Source organism: Bradyrhizobium sp. AUGA SZCCT0182, assembly GCF_018130185.1.
Taxonomy (GTDB): domain Bacteria; phylum Pseudomonadota; class Alphaproteobacteria; order Rhizobiales; family Xanthobacteraceae; genus Bradyrhizobium.
On the sequence record NZ_JAFCLY010000021.1, the window covers coordinates 45,382 to 59,434 of the forward strand.

A 14,053-nucleotide genomic window follows, 5' to 3' on the forward strand; every position below is an offset into this window, starting at 1 on the left:
CTCAGATGCGCAATTGCGCATCGGGGAATGACGGGAGGACCCTCAGGTCGCACTCACCCAATTGCCATGGAAGCCATCGGGCACGCGATGCCCGAGATGCACCAGCGCCACCGGTCCGGCTTCGACGTCTTTGGCGTTGAACACTGCCAGGTCGCTGCGGTTTTCCCGCGCGCGCCAGACCGCTGATAGCAGCCAGCCATCGCCCTCGGCGGCATCTTCACCGCGCTCGACGAACACGGCTTCGGAAATGGTGTCGCCGGCGGGCAGGTGATATTTGCCCAGCCGCTTGCCCTTGCCGTCGACATGCACGATGCCGGACAGCGCGCCGAACATCGGCAGGTCAGGATTGGCGCAGGCGTACCAGCCGTGGTTGCTGGCAAGGCCCGCGCGGCGATCGTCGATGCGCGGGAATTCGCCGGTCAAATCGTCGAGATAGGTTTGCGTGAAGCGGTCGGTATTGCCGGAGAGATCAAAGGTCCAGCGGCAATAGCGTGCGCGCGATTTTTCGGGGTCCGTCGGCGAGCCGTCGGGGTGGGTGAACAGTGGCGCTTCCTCGAACTGCATCACGTCGGCGACGATGCGGCCGCCTTCCTCCCACGCGTTCACGACGTGGAACACGTAGCAGCTCTCGGCGCGGAACCAGACGATGTCTTTCGCCGAGCCGGTGCGCTTCATGACGCCGACATAGGCGCCTTTCTCCGGCTCCCAGGCGTAAGGCGGCTTGCCGCGCATTGCCCGCTCCATGCTGCCGGTGATCGGCAGGATCGGAAACAACATGTGGTTTTCGGTGACGATGAAGTCGTGCACCATGCTGGCATAAGGCGCTTCGAAGCGATCGAACCGCGTCACCACGCCTGAGGCGTTGACCGATCCGAACGAGAGGGCAGGGGTCAGCGGCCCCGCGGCGTTGTAGCCGAAGAAAACCATCTCGCCGGTGACGGGGTCGATCTTGGGATGCGCCGTAAAGGGGCCTGCGATCGCGCCCTTGTAGTCGCAATAGCCCATACGCTCCAGGGTGCCCGGTTCGATCTCGGTCGGCATATGGCCTTCTTCCAGCGCCAGCAGGCGGCCGCCGTGGAAGATGATGTTGGTGTTGGCGACGCCGCCGTCATTGGTGACATCGGCGGGCGCGCCCGGCAGCTTGCGGCCAAAGCCGCCGAACAACGCGCGGCCGGCATCATGCTCGGCCTGCCATTTGGGGGTGCGGACCCAGCGGTTGCGATAGCTGGCGCGGCCGTTCTCGAGATGGAAGGCGTGCAGCATGCCGTCGCCGACGAACCAGTGCGCGCCGGGCGCTTCGAATTGCGGGTTGGGGCCGTTGCGATAAAGCGTGCCGTTGAGCTCGCGCGGCAATTCGCCGGTCACCTTCAGGAACGGTGCGTCGCATTCCATCGGTATAGGCGCCAGATTGGTCCGCGCCGCGTTGGTCGCCACTTGATCGAGCATCGTCGCTTCCTCCCGGTTTGATCTTTACAACGTAAAGATATGACTACAGGGCATGCCAGCCATCGTCAAGCAAAATCTTTACAGTGTAAAAATTGCGGCTATAAGGATTCGCAAGGGGTTCAAATGGCCAAAACATCGAGAGAAAACAAAGTCGTTCGCACCGTCGCGCGGACCCGCAAACCGGCGAGGGCGGCTGCCGAACGGCCCGCCGTGCGGCGGCGCAAATCACCGGGCGATACCCCCTATCATCATGGCGACCTGCGCGAGGCCCTTCTGCAGGCAGCCGAGCGGGTGCTGGAGCGCGACGGACTGGCGGGGCTGACGCTGCGCGCGGTGGCGCGCGAGGCCGGCGTCTCACATGCCGCACCGACCCATCATTTCGGCGATCTCACCGGCCTTGTCAGCGAACTCGCGGCGATCGGCTTTCGGATGTTCAACGAGGCCATGGTCACCGCCGGCAACAGCGAGACGCTGCCGATCATGAAGGGGCTGGCGAGCGCCAAAGCCTACGTCGCCTACGCGCAGGCGCATCCCGGTATGTACGGCGTGATGTTCCGCAGCGCACGGCTGGATTATTCGCGTCCCTCGCTGCATGAGGCTTCCGATGCCGCGTTCGCAGGGCTGACCCGCGGTGTCGGCGCCAGCCGGCACGAGCAGATTCCACAGGATGGAATCTCGCTGGATCAGGCCGCCGCCATCGCACGCGCGTGGTCGCTGGTGCATGGTTTTACCACGCTGCTGCTTGACGGCCGGCTCACGGGCATTCTGGAGCGGTTGCCCGAGGGTACGTCCGCCGACAAGCTGCTCGACGCGATGCTGCGCGGGGCCGTGCCCCGGCCGCCGGGGGCCTAGGTGGCAGCATACCAGCTATCGGGCATGTGACTTCCGCGTGACTTCCCGCAGGTCGGCGCTCTATAAGGTGCGGCTTAAATCGTTTCTAATATCGACCGAACGAGCCCCGCCGGGAAGGAACTAGCCGTGACAGACTCCAAAGCCGTCCTCATCGATCGTCATCCCGGCCGCACGGCCCAGACCATCGGGATCGCGCGCGTACTTGGCGCCGATCAGGACCTGATCCACGAGCCGTCGGTCGGCGTGGTCGGCACCAAGGGCGACAGCCAGTGCTACATGGGGGTGATGGCGAAGGTCGATGCGATCCACGCCAGCCTCAAGAGCCATGTCGGCAAGGGCGCCGGCCAGATGAAGCTGCGCCTGGTCCAGCCGGAATACACCATCGCCACCTCGGACGGCATCCGCAACGGGACGCGCGAAATGCGCTACTCGCTGATCGGGCGTGAAATTACCCACGATGCGCTGTGCGAACATCTGGAGGCCACTGGGCTCCTCGGCACCATCGCCGTCGTCGCCTGCGACAAGCCGCCGGTCGGCACGCTGGCCGCGCTGCTCGAGCACAATCAGCCCGCGATCATCATGTCCGACGGCGCGATCCATCCCGGCACCGATCCGAACACCGGCGAGAAGCTCGACATCGTCAGCGCCTACCAGGTCGCCGGCAACCCTGATGCGGAATACCGCCACCACATCGCCTGCCATGCCTGTCCCGGCTACGGCAGTTGCGGCGGCATGTTCACCTACAACACCATGCAGACCTTCATCGGCGTCGTCGGCATGCAGCCGCTGCACATGGTGGCGCCGCCGTCCGACGATCCCCGCCGCCTCAAGGAGTTTCCGGACCAGCTCGTCGGCTACCTCGCGCAGATGATCGCGAAGGGCCTCAAGCCGCGCGACATCGTGGTCCGCGACTCGATCCGCAACGCCGTGATCGTCGCGATGGCGATCGGCGGCTCGACCAACGTCACGCTGCATGCGCCGGAGATCGCGCGCGCCGCAGGCTTCGCGGACTTCTGGAAAGAGGTGATGACGCCGGCCGAGTTCAATCATCTGTCGCAATACGTCGTGCCTGTCCTCACCGACGCCCGGCCGTACGGCAAATATTCGATGGTCGACATCGATGCCGTCGGCGGCGTGCAGGTGATCGTTCGCGAATTGCTGGAGGCCGGACTGCTCAACGGTGACGTGATGACCTGCACCGGCGAAACCCTGGCCGAGCAGGTCAAGCGCCTCGAAACCAAACCCGCCGACGGCACGGTCATCTACACCGTGGCAAAACCCTACAAGCCGACCGGTGGCCTGCGCGTTCTCGGCGGCAATCTGTCGCCGGAATTTTCCGCCATTCTGAAACTGGCTGGCGTCGAAGGCGGGCTGGAAAACAACCTGTTCCGCGGCAGAGCGCGCGTGTTCGAAGGCGAGCGGGGGCTACTTGAGGCGCTCGACAAGACGCCCGACCTTTTCCAGAACAACGACATGATCATCGTGCGCTACGAGGGTCCGAGCGGCGCGCCCGGCATGCCGGAAATGCTCGATCCCACCTCGCGCATCACCACGCTGTGCCGTGAGCGCGGCATCGTGGTCGCGCTGATGACCGATGCGCGGTTCTCCGGCGGATCGGTCGGCCTCGTCATCGGCCATGTCGGCCCTGAGGCCGGCCTCGGCGGCCCCATCGCCTTCGTCGAGGACGGTGACGAGATCATCGCCGATCTCAACAAGAACGAACTCAATTGCACGGCGCTGGCGGATCCGGCCGTTCTGAAGGCGCGCAAGGCGGCCTGGGACAAGGTGGTGGCGGCCAATGGCGGCCTGCACCCGAACTGCGGCGTCGCCGACACCCGCCTGTTGCACCGCGCGCGGCTCTCTGCCGTGCCGGCCACCCGCGGCGGCGGCCTGCACCCGAACCGCGAAGTCTGGGTGCGTTACCCCCGTGAAGCCACACGCTCGGGCTTCGTGCCGAAGAACAAGCACCGGCCGGAGGCGGAGAAGGCGTTTTAGGAAGCGGCCGATTGGATGTGCTGGAAGCCGCGCCCTCCGGGGCGCGGAAGGCGCTCAACCTATTCTATTGAGAGTGCCTCGGATGCTCGTGAACATCTCGCCGATATTCTTCCGCATCGAATCGAGCTTCTGAAAATCTTCGAAGATCCTGGAAATTCTCGCGTCGAGCTCGGTCTTGTTGGTGGCGATCGCGTCCACGCGCGAGGCCAGCCCTTCATCGCCCTTCAGTTCGATCTCGCCAAGCGTCTTGCTCAGGATCGCGTGACCGATATTCACTTCAGCGATCAACGCCTCGATGCCGTAGACCGGTCCTTGCAGCGGCGCCAGTCCGGCCTGCGACGTGGCCAGTTCCTCCTTGAACTGGCCCAGCGTCGACGAAAAATCCTGCAAGTTCCGGAGACGCAATCGACAGTCGACGATGAATTCGTTCAGCGCGTTCTGGCGGTCGAGCAGGCTGGCGCCGCTGGAATCCGTCTCAATCGCTGCAAGTGAGCGCTCCAGATGCGTCCGACGTTCCCTGAGCTCTTCCAGGTCCAGGCGAATGGCGTCCAGAATATGGAAGCAATCATCGACGTGCGCGACCCGCTGCTCGATCTCGAGCTTGTTCTTCGAAAGGCTCTCGACGCGCAGACTGAGCTTTTCATCCCCGCTGGATTCGAGTTCATCCAGCATCCTGGTCAACTGGTCGCCGGATGAGCGCAGCTCGGTAATGAGGGCGTTGATCCCCGTTTCCGGCGTGCGCATGGGTACAAGCTCTGCGTGGGTCTTGGCCAGTTCTTCCTTGAAGCGGTTGAGCGTCGCCAGTGACTGCTGCAGCACGCCATGACGGTTGTGAATCGCCGATACGCTTTGGTCCAGTTCGCCCACGCGATCGCCGAGATTTTTCTTGTTGTCATCGGTTTCGAGCTCGGTGAGCCATCTGTCGAGCTGACGCAGCCGGTCCTTCAATTCGCTGAATACCGGCTCGGCGACACGTCGCTTCTCCGACACGACGCCGACCGTCTCTCGAAGCGCCTGCTGGCGACGCCGGATCTCTTCAAGCCGCTCATGGAGATCGACGGAGTCGTACCGGCTCTGCTGTACGGCGATCCGTTTTTCGGTGTCCGCGAGCGTCGCCTGAAGCGACACGATGGCTTCTTCGGGGTCGCTCTTGGCGAGATGCTGGACCGACGATTCGAAACCAGCTTGCGCATCATGCGCGGCCACAACCCCTTGTCGCAGGCCCCTGAGGCGGTCCCGCAGTAATTTATTCTGGCGCGCCAGGCCGTAAGCCTGCCAGACGGATGAGCCGATCAGCGATAGGGTGGTCAACATGATGGCGCCGAGCGCGAACCGCTGGGGACCTGGCAACGCCGAAAGCTGAACCGATATTTGGGCTGGATCGAGTCCCAATGTCGCGCCTGCAAAAAACGCGCAAGCGCTGAACAGCACTATCCAGGCGATGATCGGAAACCACATACGGTGATCTAATCAGACTGTGTCGTAATCGATTGAAGGGGTGTTTTTTGAGGGCAAACCGGGTTGGATGCCCGTTTCCGCAAATCCACGTCCCCCTTTTGGTCGGGAACCATAACGGCTTTTGAGGGCCTGCGGTAGTCTTACAGCGCCGGTACACGCGACTTGGCGCCGCAACCCTGGCGCGTCCATGGAGAGAAGGCCGGTGGGGGGCGCGTGTCAGAACGGAGCCAGGCGCCCGACGTCTTCCGCTAACGCTTCGCCATGCTCACGGCGTGGCCGGTCTCGCCGATCACCTTCACTTCGTCCTTGCCGCAGGTGAAGCTGCGCGCGATCTCGTCTGCGGCCTTGCGGGCGAGCTCGTTGGGATTTGGGTTGGCCTGGGCGTCGATATAGGCGACGTGGCAGACGGCGCCGGGCGGCAGCCTGGTCACCGCCAGCATCGGCTTGGCGGTGGGGCGGCCTTCCTTGTCCGGATCGCTGTTGTCGGCGATGTGCCAGCGTTGGATGATCGCGAACGGCTTGCCGTCCATCGCCCGCCATTCGACGGTGGTGGTGGTCGAGTTGAACGGGCCGAACCAGCTTTGCGCAGCCGGCTCCTTGGCCGCCGCGGCGCGGTTGCGGCCGACCGAGACGGTTTCGCGTAAGTCGCCTTCGCTGACCAGCACCATGAGGCCGGCCATGCCGGGGCAGACCCGCGTCGTGCTGCCGTCGAGTTCGCTGGGCTTGCCGATCATGCGGCAATCCTTCGGCGCCGTGGACGTATAGCTGCTGCTGAATGTCTGGGCATTTGCGGGTGAAAACAGGCCAAGCACGGCGCATGCCGCACCGGCCAATGCCGTCAAATGCAGATTGCGGAAGCGTTTCATCCCTTGGCGTCCCTTGCCGTCCCTGAGGTCCCCTGGGCCATCCCCGGCCTTTGGGGAACCATGACATTCTGACGTGTACAATCTGGGGAAGGTTCAAGGAAGCCAAGCGAAATACCTGACATCGGCGCGGAATCGTCCTAGAAGAGCAGCTTCGCCGTTCCTTTCACTCACCAGCGTGTCAGTAATTCAATCGTCATGGCTACCGTATCTCCGAACAAACCCTTCCGCGTCGGCCGCTCCCGCACCGGGCTTGGCCTCTTCGCCACCAAGCCGATCAAAAAGGGCGCCAAGATCGTCCGCTATTTTGGCCCGCTACTGGATTCGAAGAAGAAAAAAGACGACGCGATCGAGAACAAATATCTGTTCGAGCTGACCAACCGCTGGACCATCGACGGTTCGGTGCGCGCGAACGTCGCCCGCTACATCAACCATGCCTGCAAGCCGAACGCGGAATCCGACGTCAAGCCGCGCAAGCGCAAGGTCATCATCCGCGCCATCAAGAACATCGAGCCGGGCGATGAGATCAATTACGATTACGGCACCGACTATTTCAAAGCCTATCTGAAGCCGATCGGCTGCAAATGCGCGGCATGCGAAAAGAAGCGCAAGAAGAAGCGCGCCGAGGCGAGGGCGGAGAAGCTTCGCCTCAAGGCCAAGGCGGAGCGGAAGGCTTTGAAGGAAGCCGAGAAGCAAAAGGCGAAGGCCGCCCGGGCGCGCAAGGCCAGGGAAAAGGCCAAGGAAAAAGACAAGCTGAAGCTGGTCGCCAAGAATGGCACCAGGACCAATGGGGCCAAGACGAACGGCGCCAGGCTCAACGGCAAATCCTTGAACGGCAAGTCGCTGAACGGACACGCCCGCAAGACCCCGACTGCACGGTCCGGTATTCTGGCAAAGCCGCAGCAAGCCAGGGAAAGCCGGGCGACGGCGTAAATCCGTCCGTCATTCCGGGATGGTCCGAAGGACCAGACCTCAGATGTGCAATTGCACATCGGGGAATCTCGAGATTCCGGGTTCGCTTCGCGCCCCGGAATGACGATTACTAGCCCGGCTTCCGCGCCGACTGCGGCAACGACGAAACCCCGAAATCTACCGCCGAGCGCTGAACGATCGCGCCCGACGCGTCGACCACGACGCGAAAGCGCCGATGCTCGGAGAAGAACGTCAGGCGATGCCGCCCCTGATCCGCATCGACGCCACGCTCGGAAACGCTGGTGATCGTGCCCGCGCGCATGCCTTCCTTGAGCCGCGGCAGCGCGATGCCGAGACCTTCGGCGACGATCGACGCATCGATCTCCACTTCGCCATCGGCAAACTCGATCGGCTTCATGCGGCACCTCGCGCCGGGCTCGCTTTGGATCGCGCGGGATAGGCGCATTCCGCCAGAGTGGTGCCGTCGAGTTCGCGCATGAAGGCTTCGCGCGCGGCGGCGAGTTTCCCTTTCAGCCGGCAGCGCGGCAGCAGGGAGCAACAACCGCCATCCTCACGAAAACACTCGACCAGCGCTTCGCCTTCCAGTGCGCGCACGACTTCGCCGAGCGTAATCGATTGCGGCGGCCGCGCTAGGCTGAACCCGCCGCCGACGCCGCGTTGGGTTGAAATGAAGCCGCCATCGGCGAGATCCCGCACCACCTTGGCCAAATGATTGCGCGAGATGCCGAACTCGGCCGCGATCTCGCTCGTGGCGAACGAGCGCGCCGGCTCGCCCGCCAGCCGCATCAGGGCGCGCAGGGCAAAATCGGTGAACAATGTCAGGCGCATGGGAGGCCCTCAGAAATGTGACTTGGCAGAGCATTTATAGCCGTCTAAATATGCATTTGAAATACCTATTTAAGGATACCCGTAATGACAGGGGCAGAACGGCGTCAGGCGATCACCGCCGAGATCATGGAAAGAACCGGCATCACGGAAGCCATGATCGAACGGCTGGTGCGGGGCTTCTACGCAAAAGTCCGCAGCGATCCGATGCTGGCGCCGGTATTCGAGGCGCGCATTTCGGATTGGGAGCCGCATCTGCAACAGATGTGCGCGTTCTGGTCATCGGTGGCGCTTATGTCGGGCCGCTATCACGGCACGCCCATGGTCAAGCATATGCCGCTGCCGGTCGACGCCGGTCATTTCGACCGCTGGCTCGAACTGTTCGAGGCTGCGGCGAACGAAATCTGTCCGCCCGTGGCCGCGGCCCATTTCGTCGAACGGGCGCAGCGGATCGCAGCAAGCCTCGAACTTGGAATCGCCAGTGGGCAGGGCGTCATGCTCGCGCCCGGCGAGAGATTTCGGCGCAACGAAACAGGAGCTGTTCAATGACCAACCAGACGCGTGCGATACAAGGCAAGGACCAGGCCGATCCCTATTCCGGCAGCAGCCTCGTCCCGATGCTCGTCATCGGGCTTGTCCTGACGCTGGGTGGAATGTTCGCGGCATTGGCGTTGAGCTGACGCACTCGCGTCATTCCGGGATGGTGCGTAGCACCAGACCTCAGGTGCGCAATTGCGCACCGGGGAATCTCGAGATTCTCAGATGTGCAATAGCACATCGTAGTTCGATGCTTTCGCATCGCCCCGGAATGACGAGGCAGCTAACGCGCCTTTTTCTTCGAGCTGTTCAGCGCCGCCGCGGCGCGGATCAGCGTCTTGAAGGCGTCCGCATTGATTTCAACGCCCTCATGAATGTCGATCGCGCGCCTGGTGTTGCCCTCGAGGCTGGAATTGAACAGCTTTGACGGGTCCTTGAGCGAAGCGCCCTTGGCGAATGTCAGCTTGACGGCGCTCTTGTAGGTCTCGCCGGTGCAGATGATCCCGTCGTGCGACCAGACCGGAACGCCGCGCCACTTCAACTCTTCAACCACATCAGGCACGGCCTGCTTGATCAGCGCGCGGACACCGGCGAGCGTCTTGCCCCGCCAGTCGCCCAGTTCCTTGATCTTGATGTCGATCAGCCGGGAAGGGGATTCTTCCCTGGTGGTCTCTTTGGTCGCTGCGCTCTTCTTCACCGTTGCGCTCTTCTTCATATTGTTTTCACCTCATGCGGCTGCGTATTCAGTTTGCGAAGGTATCAAGGCGCGAGATAGCCGGGCAACGCGGCGGCCTGTTTCAGCCATTTGGCCAACTGCGCCTCGTCGAGTTCGTCGTCTTCATGGATATCGAGGTAGCGGACATCCTTGTGCTTGCTGGCGCCGGGCGGCAGCGGTCGCAGTGATGCGCCGCGGAAGAACGCCACCTTGACGTAGCGCGTGTAGACGTGGAGCGCGAGGAACCAGCCTTGGCCCTCGATGCCATAGAAGGGCGAGTTCCACTTCACGGCCTTGCGCACATCAGGCAGGTTTCGCACGATGAACGTATCGAGCCGCTTGCCAAGGTCGCGCTTCCAGCCCGGCATCGCGGCGATATAGGCCTGCACCGGAGCGTCGCCGTCCCCCTTCGCGATCTGCGGATTGCCGCCCGACAGCAGCTTCGGCTTCGCGGCGACCCGCTTGGCGGCGGTTTTCTTTGCGATCTTCTTTGCGACCTTCTTCGCCGGCTTCTTCGACGTCTTGCCTGCCTTCATGTCCGCTCCCTGCGTCATCCGCTACGCCACTTGGTGGCATAGGGCAGCGCGAACAGGTACAATCCGCTGAACAGAAGCAGGAAGAGCGGCAGCAGCGCCAGGAAGCCGAGCCAGTCGGCATGCGTCCCCCGTGCCACGGCGATGAAGTTGATGATGACGGTCACCGTAAAGGCAATGGACAGCCAGCAGTGGATCTGTCGAATCCAGATGTTCCAGTTCAATGGAATCTCCTCTTGTTACGTGCCTTGAATATTCCTCAGGCGTAGCCTGCAGGCTTCACTCCGCCCGCGCCAGGATCTGCTCCAGCTTTGCAAAGAACTCCTGCCACCCTGCCTTGGCGCCGCCATAGGCCTGCGGCTGATCCGGCCGGAAGCCCGACTGCTCCATGCGCAGCAGGGTTCCGGTGCGCGTCGGAGTGAGCGTCCAGGCGACGACGCTGCTCAGATTGTAGGCCGCTTGTTCGTGCTTGAAATTCCAGGTGTAGGTCAGCTTTTTATTCGGCTCGACGGCGAGAACCTCGCAGTCCAGCACGCCGCCCCACTCGCCGCGCAGATTGAAGTTGTGACCCACAACAGGCTTGAAGTCGTTCTTCATCAGCCACTCCTCGATCAAATGCGGTTGTGTCAGCGCGCGCCAGATCTTTTCCGGCGGATGAGGGATTTCGCGTTCGACGACGACGGAGCGCGTTTCGGTCGCAGTGTTCATTGGTCCATCCTTTTGAGGAGATCTTCGAGGTCGTCGAACCGGTTCTGCCAGAAGCCGGCCATCTGGCTGGTCCAGTCGATCAGCGGCGAAAGCGCGCCGAGCTGCGCGCTGTAATGGGTCTGTCGTCCTTCATGGCGGTCGCGCACCAGCCCGGCCTGCTTCAGGACGCCGAGATGCTTCGAGACGGCCGGCTGCGAGACGCCGGCGCGCGCCGTCAGGGCCCCGACCGTCTGCTCGCCGTCGCGGCACAGCCGCTCGAAGATCGCCCGCCGCGTTGGATCGGCGAGTGTTCGGAACAGCACATCATGAACATCAGGCATGTGGGATCGATAACCCGTTGGCTATGGGTCGACGTATAACCATCGGGATATATGTTAGTCAAGCGGGAACAAGGAGCGGCCGAACGATTGCGTCAGGGGCAAAGTTCCGCGACCAATGTAAGCCAAGCCGTTGAAGGCAGGTTGGCGTACCTCGGACAAGACGTGGGTCGGCCGAAAATTACCATACCCCGCTGGTTATACATCCAGCGGGAGGGCGCGAAGGCGCCAGCGGCTCACGCGAATTCGCGCCCGATGACAAGAGCCTGTCATCGGGCGCGCTCTCAATTCACATCAAGCTCACGCGGTCACCACGCCGCCGCTCTTGCGCAGTCCGATATATTGCAACTCGGCAAACACGCCGGTCGCAATCGCCTGCGCGACGACGAACAGGATGCCGAGCAGGTTCGGGCTGACCGCGCCCGAGAACAGCAGGGCGATACTGCCCAGCGTCCACGCGGCGTTGCCCACGATCACCAGCAGCACCAGCGCCTTCAGCACCGATTGCCGCGTGCCGAGCCAGCCGACCAGCGCGGTGTAGGCGATGAGAAACAGCCCGCTCTCGCGCAGCAGGGCTTCCGGCAGATTGAGGAACGGCGCGAGCACGCCGGCGCCGAGCGTAAGGGCCACCGCCGCTACGCCGCTGAAGACGGCGTCGGCAAGCAGAGCGCGGCTCAGGAATGAGGATGGGTTGATCATAGTTCTCTCCTTTGGTTTTACGGGGTGGGTGGTTGGGGTTAGCGGAACCAGGACCGGAACTGACGCCAGCGCCGCATCGGGGACAGCGCCTCGCCGATCCGGTTCTCGATCGTCTGCACCTGCGCGACCACGAAGACGCCGGTGTCGTGCACCAGGGGTTCCGGCATGTTGAGGGAACGGGCCAGCGCCCAGACCGCCAGATTATGCAGGGCGCGAACGATGAGCAGAAACAGAGGAAGCATCAGCATGGGTCATCTCCTGTGGTTGACAAGATGACCCGGTCCGCGACCCAATTCGATTACGTCGGAGGTAATGGAAGCTGAGAAATTCGCATGGTAGGTTTTCCACCATGAACGCACATGCTTCCACGGCGCGAGCCGAACGTACCCAGCCCGTCCATATCGGCGATCACCTGCGCGAATGGCGACAGCGCCGCCATCTCAGCCAGCTCGATCTGGCCGGCGATGCCGAGATTTCGGCGCGCCATTTGAGTTTCGTCGAAACCGGCCGCGCCGCGCCGTCGCGCGAGATGGTGCTGAAACTGGCCGAACGCCTGGAGGTGCCCTTGCGCGAACGCAACGTGTTGCTGGTGGCGGCCGGCTATGCACCGGCCTTTCCGCAGCGCTCGCTGGACGATCCCGCGCTGAAAGCGGCGCGGACGGCGATCGATCTCGTCCTGAAGGCGCACGAGCCCAATCCGGCGCTGGCCTATGACCGGCACTGGAATCTCGTCACCGCCAACCGCATGGTGGCGCCGCTGCTCGAGGGCATTCCGGCGCGGCTGCTGGGCCAGCCCTTCAATATCCTGCGGCTGGCCTTCCATCCCGAAGCGCTGGCGCCGCGCACGGTCAATCTCGCCGAATGGAGTAGCCATCTCTTGGAACGGCTGCACCGCCAGTGCGAGGCAACCGCCGATCCTGAACTGCTAAAGCTCTACGCGGAGCTGAAGGCCTTTCCGATGCCGGCGCGCTCCGGCCCGCTGTCGCCGGACAATGTCGCGATCCCGTTCAAGCTGCGCCTCAATGGCGAGGTGTTGAGTTTCATCTCGACCACGATGATTTTCGGCACGCCGGTCGACGTGACGCTGTCGGAACTGGCGCTGGAGACGTTTTTCCCCGCCGACGATCTGACCGCACGGCGGATGCGGGAGATCGCGGCGGGTTTGAGCTGAACAAACTCTCACCTCGTCATTCCGGGGCGCGCCTCTTGGCGCGAGCCCGGAATCCATACTCCCGATGGTGGTTATGGATTCCGGGCTCGCGCTTACGCGCGCCCCGGAATGACGGAGGGGCGCGACACCGCGGGGCGTTTACAGGCGAGGGCGCCCTTCGCATACTCGCCACATGGATTCACGCTCAAACCAGCATGCTGGCGTACCCGCCAATCCCGTCGGCGATCTCCTGCGCGGCTGGCGCAACCGCCGGGCCATGAGCCAGGCCGATCTGGCGTTCGAGGCCGGCATTTCGATCAAGCATCTCAGCTACGTCGAAACCAGCAAGGCGGTAGCGAGCCGCGAGATCCTGCTGCAACTGGCCTCCGCGCTCGGCCTGTCGCTGCGCGACCGCAACGCGCTGCTGGAATCCGGCGGCTTTGCGCGGCAATATGGCGAGCGCGATTTGTCCGCGCCCGAAGTCGCCGACGCCAAACGCGCCATCGACCTGCTGCTGCGCCGGCACGAACCGTTTCCCGCCATCGTCACCGACCGGCGCTGGAACGTGCTGCAGGCCAACGGCGCGGCGACGCGGCTGATGACGATGCTGCTCGGGGCAGAGCGCATGGCGCGTCCGCTCAATCACATGCGGATGTTTCTTTCACCCGACGAGTTGCGACCCTATGTCGAAAACTGGCCGAAGGTCGCGTCCGCACTGCTGGTCCGCGCCCGCCACGAGGCGATGGCCGCGCCGCTCGATCTGGCGCTGCTATCGACCTGGCGCGAATTGTTGAAATTGCCCGACCTGCCGGTCGCGCAGTTCGACGAGCACGAAACCCCGGGCCCGCTATGCGAGGTGCGGCTGCGCAAGGGCGATGTCTCGGTCGGCCTGATCGGCGCGGTGTTGACATTGGGCACACCGCAGGACGTCACGCTGCAGGAACTGCGCGTAGAAATGTTCATGCCGGCGGATGAAGCGTCCGAGGCCATTCTCGTCGCACTGGCGGCGTAACCGCCGACCG

The 14,053-nt window shown here is 63.3% G+C and carries 19 protein-coding genes; 7 read left to right on the forward strand and 12 right to left on the reverse strand.

Features of this window, described 5'->3' with window-relative positions; translation table 11 throughout:
- Window positions 1-42 precede the first annotated feature (42 nt).
- Window positions 43-1,446: a carotenoid oxygenase family protein gene (locus JQ611_RS22095; protein WP_212466585.1), complete on the reverse strand. Its 1,404-nt coding sequence runs from the start codon at window positions 1,444-1,446 to the stop codon at window positions 43-45.
- Window positions 1,447-1,569: 123 nt separating this feature from the next.
- Between JQ611_RS22095 and JQ611_RS22100 the strand changes: the two genes are divergently transcribed.
- Both JQ611_RS22100 and JQ611_RS22105 read left to right on the forward strand, forming a co-directional pair.
- The gene (locus JQ611_RS22100) at window positions 1,570-2,298 is read left to right on the forward strand and encodes a TetR/AcrR family transcriptional regulator (RefSeq protein WP_212466586.1); all 729 of its coding nucleotides are present in this window, start codon (window positions 1,570-1,572) and stop codon (window positions 2,296-2,298) included.
- 126 nt (window positions 2,299-2,424) lie between these two features.
- Window positions 2,425-4,293 carry a dihydroxy-acid dehydratase gene (locus JQ611_RS22105; RefSeq protein WP_212387199.1) on the forward strand — a complete coding sequence of 623 codons (1,869 nt, stop codon included), beginning with the start codon at window positions 2,425-2,427 and terminating at the stop codon, window positions 4,291-4,293.
- A 54-nt stretch (window positions 4,294-4,347) separates the two neighbouring features.
- On the opposite strand, the gene JQ611_RS22110 is transcribed toward JQ611_RS22105, so the two are convergent.
- Together JQ611_RS22110 and JQ611_RS22115 are read right to left on the reverse strand one after the other, a co-directional pair.
- Window positions 4,348-5,751 (reverse strand): hypothetical protein, encoded by a 1,404-nt coding sequence (locus tag JQ611_RS22110; protein WP_212466587.1) that lies wholly within the window; start codon window positions 5,749-5,751, stop codon window positions 4,348-4,350.
- 248 nt (window positions 5,752-5,999) lie between these two features.
- Window positions 6,000-6,617: a hypothetical protein gene (locus JQ611_RS22115; RefSeq protein ID WP_212466588.1), complete on the reverse strand. Its 618-nt coding sequence runs from the start codon at window positions 6,615-6,617 to the stop codon at window positions 6,000-6,002.
- Between the two features lie 195 nt (window positions 6,618-6,812).
- Between JQ611_RS22115 and JQ611_RS22120 the strand changes: the two genes are divergently transcribed.
- Window positions 6,813-7,547, forward strand: coding sequence for an SET domain-containing protein (locus tag JQ611_RS22120; protein WP_212466589.1), 735 nt, complete (start codon window positions 6,813-6,815; stop codon window positions 7,545-7,547).
- Between the two features lie 109 nt (window positions 7,548-7,656).
- Here JQ611_RS22120 and JQ611_RS22125 read toward each other — a convergent pair whose 3' ends face one another.
- Entirely contained in the window at window positions 7,657-7,944 is a 288-nt protein-coding gene (locus tag JQ611_RS22125; protein WP_212466590.1) for a DUF6522 family protein, read from the reverse strand.
- Window positions 7,941-8,375: an Rrf2 family transcriptional regulator gene (locus JQ611_RS22130; RefSeq protein ID WP_212466591.1), complete on the reverse strand. Its 435-nt coding sequence runs from the start codon at window positions 8,373-8,375 to the stop codon at window positions 7,941-7,943. Before JQ611_RS22130 ends, JQ611_RS22125 begins: the two co-directional genes overlap by 4 nt.
- A gap of 84 nt (window positions 8,376-8,459) precedes the next feature.
- On the opposite strand from JQ611_RS22130, the gene JQ611_RS22135 reads away from it, so the two are divergent.
- Window positions 8,460-8,921, forward strand: a complete 462-nt coding sequence (locus JQ611_RS22135; protein WP_212466592.1) for a group III truncated hemoglobin — start codon at window positions 8,460-8,462, stop codon at window positions 8,919-8,921.
- Window positions 8,918-9,052, forward strand: a complete 135-nt coding sequence (locus JQ611_RS42515; RefSeq protein WP_283816573.1) for a hypothetical protein — start codon at window positions 8,918-8,920, stop codon at window positions 9,050-9,052. Before JQ611_RS22135 ends, JQ611_RS42515 begins: the two co-directional genes overlap by 4 nt.
- A 140-nt stretch (window positions 9,053-9,192) precedes the next feature.
- Here the strand turns inward: JQ611_RS42515 and JQ611_RS22140 are convergent, their stop codons facing one another.
- The 7 genes from JQ611_RS22140 to JQ611_RS22170 all read right to left on the reverse strand — a co-directional run bounded on the left by JQ611_RS22140 (window position 9,193) and on the right by JQ611_RS22170 (window position 12,129).
- Entirely contained in the window at window positions 9,193-9,624 is a 432-nt protein-coding gene (locus JQ611_RS22140) for a DUF1801 domain-containing protein (RefSeq protein WP_212466593.1), read from the reverse strand.
- 44 nt (window positions 9,625-9,668) lie between these two features.
- Window positions 9,669-10,160, reverse strand: a complete 492-nt coding sequence (locus tag JQ611_RS22145) for a DUF1801 domain-containing protein (protein WP_212466594.1) — start codon at window positions 10,158-10,160, stop codon at window positions 9,669-9,671.
- A 14-nt stretch (window positions 10,161-10,174) separates the two neighbouring features.
- Window positions 10,175-10,381 carry a hypothetical protein gene (locus tag JQ611_RS22150; protein ID WP_212466595.1) on the reverse strand — a complete coding sequence of 69 codons (207 nt, stop codon included), beginning with the start codon at window positions 10,379-10,381 and terminating at the stop codon, window positions 10,175-10,177.
- A 55-nt stretch (window positions 10,382-10,436) separates the two neighbouring features.
- Window positions 10,437-10,865 (reverse strand): SRPBCC domain-containing protein, encoded by a 429-nt coding sequence (locus tag JQ611_RS22155; protein WP_212441508.1) that lies wholly within the window; start codon window positions 10,863-10,865, stop codon window positions 10,437-10,439.
- Complete coding sequence (locus tag JQ611_RS22160) at window positions 10,862-11,185, reverse strand: helix-turn-helix transcriptional regulator (RefSeq protein WP_212387182.1); 324 nt, start codon at window positions 11,183-11,185, stop codon at window positions 10,862-10,864. Before JQ611_RS22160 ends, JQ611_RS22155 begins: the two co-directional genes overlap by 4 nt.
- 297 nt (window positions 11,186-11,482) lie before the next feature.
- Window positions 11,483-11,881: a hypothetical protein gene (locus JQ611_RS22165; RefSeq protein WP_212466596.1), complete on the reverse strand. Its 399-nt coding sequence runs from the start codon at window positions 11,879-11,881 to the stop codon at window positions 11,483-11,485.
- A gap of 38 nt (window positions 11,882-11,919) precedes the next feature.
- Window positions 11,920-12,129, reverse strand: coding sequence for a hypothetical protein (locus JQ611_RS22170; RefSeq protein WP_312012107.1), 210 nt, complete (start codon window positions 12,127-12,129; stop codon window positions 11,920-11,922).
- 101 nt (window positions 12,130-12,230) lie between these two features.
- On the opposite strand from JQ611_RS22170, the gene JQ611_RS22175 reads away from it, so the two are divergent.
- Together JQ611_RS22175 and JQ611_RS22180 are read left to right on the forward strand one after the other, a co-directional pair.
- Entirely contained in the window at window positions 12,231-13,052 is an 822-nt protein-coding gene (locus JQ611_RS22175) for a helix-turn-helix domain-containing protein (RefSeq protein ID WP_212466597.1), read from the forward strand.
- 172 nt (window positions 13,053-13,224) lie between these two features.
- The gene (locus JQ611_RS22180) at window positions 13,225-14,043 is read left to right on the forward strand and encodes a helix-turn-helix domain-containing protein (protein ID WP_212466598.1); all 819 of its coding nucleotides are present in this window, start codon (window positions 13,225-13,227) and stop codon (window positions 14,041-14,043) included.
- The last annotated feature ends 10 nt before the right edge of the window (window positions 14,044-14,053 follow it).

Bases quoted from the DNA above. Each gene is read 5' to 3' on its own strand.
- JQ611_RS22095 (WP_212466585.1), bottom strand. From the start codon at position 1,446: ATGCTCGATCAAGTGGCGACCAACGCGGCGCGGACCAATCTGGCGCCT.
- JQ611_RS22100 (WP_212466586.1), top strand. From the start codon at position 1,570: ATGGCCAAAACATCGAGAGAAAACAAAGTCGTTCGCACCGTCGCGCGG.
- JQ611_RS22110 (WP_212466587.1), bottom strand. From the start codon at position 5,751: ATGTGGTTTCCGATCATCGCCTGGATAGTGCTGTTCAGCGCTTGCGCG.
- JQ611_RS22115 (WP_212466588.1), bottom strand. From the start codon at position 6,617: ATGAAACGCTTCCGCAATCTGCATTTGACGGCATTGGCCGGTGCGGCA.
- JQ611_RS22120 (WP_212466589.1), top strand. From the start codon at position 6,813: ATGGCTACCGTATCTCCGAACAAACCCTTCCGCGTCGGCCGCTCCCGC.
- JQ611_RS22125 (WP_212466590.1), bottom strand. From the start codon at position 7,944: ATGAAGCCGATCGAGTTTGCCGATGGCGAAGTGGAGATCGATGCGTCG.
- JQ611_RS22130 (WP_212466591.1), bottom strand. From the start codon at position 8,375: ATGCGCCTGACATTGTTCACCGATTTTGCCCTGCGCGCCCTGATGCGG.
- JQ611_RS22135 (WP_212466592.1), top strand. From the start codon at position 8,460: ATGACAGGGGCAGAACGGCGTCAGGCGATCACCGCCGAGATCATGGAA.
- JQ611_RS42515 (WP_283816573.1), top strand. From the start codon at position 8,918: ATGACCAACCAGACGCGTGCGATACAAGGCAAGGACCAGGCCGATCCC.
- JQ611_RS22140 (WP_212466593.1), bottom strand. From the start codon at position 9,624: ATGAAGAAGAGCGCAACGGTGAAGAAGAGCGCAGCGACCAAAGAGACC.
- JQ611_RS22145 (WP_212466594.1), bottom strand. From the start codon at position 10,160: ATGAAGGCAGGCAAGACGTCGAAGAAGCCGGCGAAGAAGGTCGCAAAG.
- JQ611_RS22155 (WP_212441508.1), bottom strand. From the start codon at position 10,865: ATGAACACTGCGACCGAAACGCGCTCCGTCGTCGTCGAACGCGAAATC.
- JQ611_RS22160 (WP_212387182.1), bottom strand. From the start codon at position 11,185: ATGCCTGATGTTCATGATGTGCTGTTCCGAACACTCGCCGATCCAACG.
- JQ611_RS22165 (WP_212466596.1), bottom strand. From the start codon at position 11,881: ATGATCAACCCATCCTCATTCCTGAGCCGCGCTCTGCTTGCCGACGCC.
- JQ611_RS22170 (WP_312012107.1), bottom strand. From the start codon at position 12,129: ATGCTGATGCTTCCTCTGTTTCTGCTCATCGTTCGCGCCCTGCATAAT.
- JQ611_RS22175 (WP_212466597.1), top strand. From the start codon at position 12,231: ATGAACGCACATGCTTCCACGGCGCGAGCCGAACGTACCCAGCCCGTC.
- JQ611_RS22180 (WP_212466598.1), top strand. From the start codon at position 13,225: ATGGATTCACGCTCAAACCAGCATGCTGGCGTACCCGCCAATCCCGTC.